The 5,492-nt window shown below is 68.7% G+C and carries 6 protein-coding genes; all 6 read left to right on the top strand.

What is annotated here, in order from left to right:
- Positions 1–318, top strand: a 318-nt coding sequence (locus RIF65_RS15095) for a PadR family transcriptional regulator (RefSeq protein ID WP_309082773.1), incomplete at its 5' end; no start/stop codon positions are given.
- Positions 315–1,337: a hypothetical protein gene (locus tag RIF65_RS15090; protein ID WP_309082772.1), complete on the top strand. Its 1,023-nt coding sequence runs from the start codon at positions 315–317 to the stop codon at positions 1,335–1,337. The genes RIF65_RS15095 and RIF65_RS15090, both read left to right, overlap by 4 nt.
- Positions 1,338–1,907: 570 nt before the next feature.
- The gene (locus RIF65_RS15085) at positions 1,908–2,834 is read left to right on the top strand and encodes an aminoglycoside phosphotransferase family protein (protein ID WP_375142206.1); all 927 of its coding nucleotides are present in this window, start codon (positions 1,908–1,910) and stop codon (positions 2,832–2,834) included.
- 82 nt (positions 2,835–2,916) lie between these two features.
- A complete protein-coding gene (locus RIF65_RS15080; protein WP_309082769.1) occupies positions 2,917–3,525 on the top strand; it encodes a TetR/AcrR family transcriptional regulator in 609 nt (202 codons plus the stop codon).
- A complete protein-coding gene (locus RIF65_RS15075; RefSeq protein WP_309082768.1) occupies positions 3,522–4,124 on the top strand; it encodes a GNAT family N-acetyltransferase in 603 nt (200 codons plus the stop codon). Before RIF65_RS15080 ends, RIF65_RS15075 begins: the two co-directional genes overlap by 4 nt.
- A 179-nt stretch (positions 4,125–4,303) precedes the next feature.
- Entirely contained in the window at positions 4,304–5,344 is a 1,041-nt protein-coding gene (locus tag RIF65_RS15070; protein ID WP_309082766.1) for a saccharopine dehydrogenase family protein, read from the top strand.
- The last annotated feature ends 148 nt before the right edge of the window (positions 5,345–5,492 follow it).

Raw genomic sequence — 5,492 nt, 5'->3', positions numbered from 1 at the left:
CCGGCGCACGGGTACGGGATCGTCAAGGACGTCGAGACGAGCTCCGAGGGTCGGATCGCGTTGCGCGCAGGCACGTTGTACGGCGCGATCGACCGGCTTGTCGCTGCAGGGTTGGTGGAGGTCGACCGCGAGGAGGTCGTCGACTCGCGGCTGCGTCGTTACTACCGGCTCACCCCAGAGGGTGGCGCGCGTCTCGCCGTCGAGGCCCGGCGGGCCGAGGCGCAGGCGCGCCGGGCGCTCGAACGGCTCGAAGCGCGTGGATGGGCGGCGCGACCGGTGCCGGGACCGACGTCGAATTGGGGCGGGGTGATGGCATGAGCGCCGACAAGACGTTCGTGAACCCGGTACTCGTGCGGGACTACCAGCGCCTGTCGGCGCTCTTCCCGTACACCTTCCGTCGTGAGCACCAGGCGGAGATGGTCGGTCATCTCCTCGACGGTGCGACGCCCGAGCAGTCTCGACCGGCGCCGGGTGAGCGGTTAGACCTGCTGCGCGCTGCGGCGCGGGAGTGGCTGATGGCCCCGTTCGGGTCCACCGCCCGGCAGCGCCGGGACGGGACCCGGTGGCTGGTCGCGCTCCTCCCCGTCCTCCTGGCGCCCCCAGCGGCTGCCGCTCTGGGCGCGGGCTCGGGCGTTGTCGCCAGGACCGGCAACCTGCGCGACGTACTCGCCTCGGTGCCCTTCAGCCCGGCCTGGACGTTGTGGCTCGTCGGGATGGTCGTCTTCTTGCTCGGTGCACTGCAGGCGGCGCGCGTCGTCCTGGTGGTCGCGTCGGCCGCGGCTTGGGCGACGGTGGCTCTGCTGTGCGCGGGTGGTGAGCTGTCCGCTGCCTACACAGGAGTCGGCTGGGCGGTCGGTCAGACGGCGTGCGCCATCGCGGTCGGGGAACGCGCTCACTGGGGTCTGCCGCTCCGGTCGACCGGCTGGAAGCGCGCCGTGCTCGCCCTGGTGGCGACGGTACCTGCGCTCTCGGTCGCTGGGATCGCTCGGTCAGGCTACGGCGGGCCGGTCTTCGGCCAGATGCTCGGCACGGGCGCCGCTCTCGTCCTGTTCAGCCTAGGAATAAGCATCCTGCTGGGCTCGAAGCAGGCGCGTCAGTGCGTGCCGGTCCTCGTCGGCGTCGTCTCCGCCGTCGCTGTCGGGCGGACCGGAATCTTCGGATCGCGATTCGCGCCGCTCGACGTCATCGACCTCGGGAACCTCATCGGCCTCCTCGCGCTCTCGCTGGCTCTGACGGCCGGGTCGCGCTGGGTCGTCAACCGTATCGACGAGCTTGGCGAGGCCCGCACGAGGCTCGAAGCCGAGGCGCACGGGCCGACGCCATCCCTTGCGAAGTGACGGAGAGATGGACCGCGCTCAAGTCGGTGATCTTCTGAGGTACGCGCTGGCGGCCGTATGACCGTGCCGACCCGCCGTCAGAACCTGGTGTCAGGAACGTCGGCTGGTCAAGACCCCCACGGGGCCCTCGCTACGGTAACGGCGCGGCGGTCGCGTCCCAGTACGCACGGGGCCTCACGTGCCACCATCTGCGTCGGGGCTCATGACCGCCTCGTATGCGAGTTCCGCGATGAGCTACTCGATCGCCGCCTGTGGAAGTGGTTCTACGGCGTCGGCCATCCCACACCGCGGAGCTCGTCTGTTTCCGCGACTCGTGCGTGAAGTGCGTCATCGACCAGCCCTGGGTTCGATAGCCAAGCCGCGCGACTCGGGCTCACGTTGCTATGGCAGTGGCCGGGCTTGAGAGGTGCGGCGACGGCGGGTTCCACCGCATCGGGCTATAGCCGTCGAAATGCCAGGTCGGTGGCAGCCGCCTGACGTGGTAAGGGCGCGACCCTGACACGCGGCCGGCCAGCCCTCCGCCGTGATGCGAGCTGGGACAATCCCCGTGTGTCGCAGCCAGGTCCGGGGATCGATCTGCCAGCCGCCTTCGTGGCGTCTCAGCAGAGGGGCGAGGCGTCCCGTCGCGCCTGGGGCGGAGAGCTACGCGAACTTGCCGTCGAGGTGACTGAGCGGTGGGAGCTCCGGCTGGACGGCGGCCCCCGTGCAGGCGAGGCCGGCGTGGTCATCCCTGTCCGCACGGGAGATGGTCGGCCGGCGGCGCTGAAGTTGCAGATGCCTGGCTCCGAGACCACGGCCGCCATCATCGGGCTGCAGTCCTGGGATGGTCGCGGCATGGTGCGGCTTCTCGACAGCGACGCGGATCGTGGCGTCATGCTGCTGGAGCGGCTCGATGGCGACCGTTCGTTGGAGTCGGTCGCGAGCGAGGACGAGGCCACGCTCGTCGTGGGTGACCTGCTGAGGCGTCTCCATGCGGTTCCGCCGCCGGGTGATCTCCCGCGGCTGGACCTGATCACGGCGGAGATGCTCGACATCACACCGACCGCGGTGCAGAAGCTCGCGGACCGTGAGGATCGCCGTCGCCTGCTGCGCTGGTCGTGCATCGTGGCGGAGCTTCAGAACGACGCAGGCGGACGCCTGTTGCACTGGGACCTGCACTTCGGGAACGTTCTCGCCGCGGAGCGGGAGCCGTGGCTCGGCATCGATCCGGAACCGCTGGTCGGTGACCCCGGGTTCGATCTCTGGCCGGCGCTGGACTCCGGGTGGAGCGAGAACCCCACAGCTCCTCAGGCAGCAGACGTCGTGCGCCGACGCTTCGACATCCTGACCCAGATCCTGGAACTGGATCGGGACCGGGCCTTCGGATGGACCTTGGCGCGACTGATGCAGAACACGCTGTGGGACATCGAGGACGGGCACACCGTCATCTCCACCGCCTCAAAGGTAGTCGACGACGCACTCCGCCCCGGACGGCGCCGAGCGATTCCGCGCGCATAAGGGAGCCGTTCGAGCGCGGATGGGTAGCACAGGCGGCGAAGCTGCTATAAAGTGAACATCAGTTCACTCATCAGGGGAGCGGATGCCACGAACACCGGTGCAGAACGAAGCCCTGCGGGCCGCGACCCGCGAAGCGATCCAGGGCGCGGCCATCCGCGTGTTCGCTCACCATGGCTTCGCGGCGGCGAACATGCGCCAGATCGCGGCGGAGGCGGACCTCAGCATCGGCTCGATCTACCGGCACTACGCCAGCAAGGAGCAGTTGTTCGACCAGCTGCTCGAGCAGGCGTCCACCGGCCTGGTGGCCGCATCCGAACGGCTCGCGAGCGACGAGAGTCCGCTCGCTCTTGCTCGTGAGTTCACGGCGACGTTTCTGTCCGAGCTCAGTGGCGACCAGGGCGCGGCCGAGTTCTTCCTGGTGATCAATCAGGGGTTCATCACTGACACCCCGCCGGGGACGGCAGAACGGCTGGCCACGACGCAACGCTCGCTGTGGGACACGTTCTCGGCTCTCGTTCGACGTGGCCAGGAGCTGGGCGAGTTCGCGTCCGGCGACCCCGACCAGGTCACTGCGTACTACTTCGCGATGCTGTCCGGTGTCGCGACCATGCGACTCGTCATGAACGACGAGCTTGGCGAATCCGGCGTCGAGCTGGTTCTTCGCCTGCTCACCGGAGGGAGAACGACATGATCGAGATCAGGCGAGGAGACGAGCTCGGCGAGAGCTACCGCCGAAGGGTGACCCAGGTCCTCGTGCACGGCTTCGCGGAGGACTTCGAGTACTTCTCGAAGGATCCCGAGGTGCTGGCGGACGCATTCGAGCACATGGTCCTGCTCGACCGCTTCTACGTCGCCCTGGTCGACGGCGAACCGGCCGCGATCGCATCCGTCACCGAGGGCGAGCAGGAGTGCTTCGAGCCCGACCGTCGAGCCATTCAGCGGAACCTCGGCTGGTGGCACGGGCTTACCAGCTGCGTCATCGTCCGCAGCCAGTTCCTCGGCGCCTACGACGGGGCCCGCCCAGGGCTCGCCGAGATCGGGTTCGTCACGACAGCACCGCAGTATCAAGGCAAGGGCATCGCGACCGCGCTCATGCGACACCTCCTGCAGCTGCCGTACGACGAGTTCGTGCTCCGCGACATCAAGGACACCAACGCACCGGCACTCGGCCTCTATCGAAAGCTCGGCTTCGTGGAGACCCGCACCCGCCCGGCGAAGTTCGCCAAGCAGGCCGGGTTCTCCTCCTACATCACCATGAGCCTCAAGCGAGCCCACGCGGCACAGCCATAGCCAGCAGCCGAGCACCCGACGACCAGCCGCAGACCAAGGGGACGCTGCGCCACCGGCGGTGTGCTACTTCCTTGGACGCCGTTCTCAGCCCGACCGAAGAGGGGCAGACGTGATCTCAGTGACAGGCGAAGGCCGGACCAGCGATGAAGCGGCTGGATCTGGAGTCGAGGATCGATGCCATGCACACCGCTGATCCGGTCCTTGTCTATGGCGCTGCAGGGCACACAGGGCGCTTCGTCATCGACGAGCTCCTACGCCGTGGCCTCGTCCCCGTGCTGGCTGGTCGTAGCGCCGGGCGCCTCGCCACCGTCCCGGCCCGGCACGCGGCGCTGGAGAGACGGGTGGTCGGCATCGATGACCCGGAGCTCCTTCGCCGCGTGGTCGCCGGCGCCGCCGCGGTGATCAACTGCGCCGGTCCGTTCCTCGACACCGCGTTGCCCCTGGCTCGGGCCGCGCTCGAGTCGGGCGCCCACTACCTCGATGTCACCGCCGAGCAGCCGGTGGTGCAGGCGCTCTACCGCGAGCTGGACGCGCCGGCGAGGGAGGCGAATGTCGCCGTGGTCCCCGCCATGGCGTTCTACGGTGGGCTGGCGGACCTGCTGGTCACCTCCGTGCTCGATGGGGGCTCGCACGCCGACGAGATCGACATCGCGATCGGCTTGGACCGCTGGTGGCCCACCGCCGGGACGCGAGCCACCGGGGTACGCAACACCGCGACCCGCCTGGTGATCCGTGACGGCGTGCTGGCTCCGCTGGAGAACCCTGCGCCGCCCGGTACCTGGTTCTACCCCTCGCCTCTGGGTGAGCAGTCGGTGGTGCAGCTGCCGTTCTCGGAGGTCATCACGATCGATCACCACCTCCACGTGGGCGAGCTGCGCTCGTATCTCAACACCGCATCCCTGGAAGAGCTCCGTGACACCGCGACGCCGGCGCCCACCGCAGCCGACGAACAAGGACGGTCGTCCCAGAGGTTCGTCGTCGACGTCGTCGTGCGCACCGGTGCACAGACGCGACGGGTCACTGCGACGGGGCGCGACATCTATGCCATCAGTGCGCCCATCGTGGTGGAAGGTGCCGTCCGTCTTCTCGACGGACGCCATCGCGGTCCTGGCGCCGCGGCACCCGGCGAGGTGTTCGACGCCGCCGCTGTCCTGGCCGGCCTGAAGCGGCATGCCGACATAGTCGTCGTCGACCGAACCCACAACGGTGCGGCGCGATAGCCGACCGTCCTAGGGACGTCGAGACGTTCGACGAGGCGGACCAGCATCCGACCGGGGGAGATGGGACGAACCGCCATCTATCCGATGAATTCGGAGTACTGGCGAGGAGTGACTTCAGGGACCGGACTCGTCGTGCGAGCTCGTGGCG

The organism is Microbacterium sp. (assembly GCF_031180975.1).
Lineage (GTDB): Bacteria > Actinomycetota > Actinomycetes > Actinomycetales > Microbacteriaceae > Microbacterium.
The sequence above is the reverse complement of the archived record's forward strand: the minus strand, read 5'-3'. Positions and strand labels throughout refer to the sequence as shown.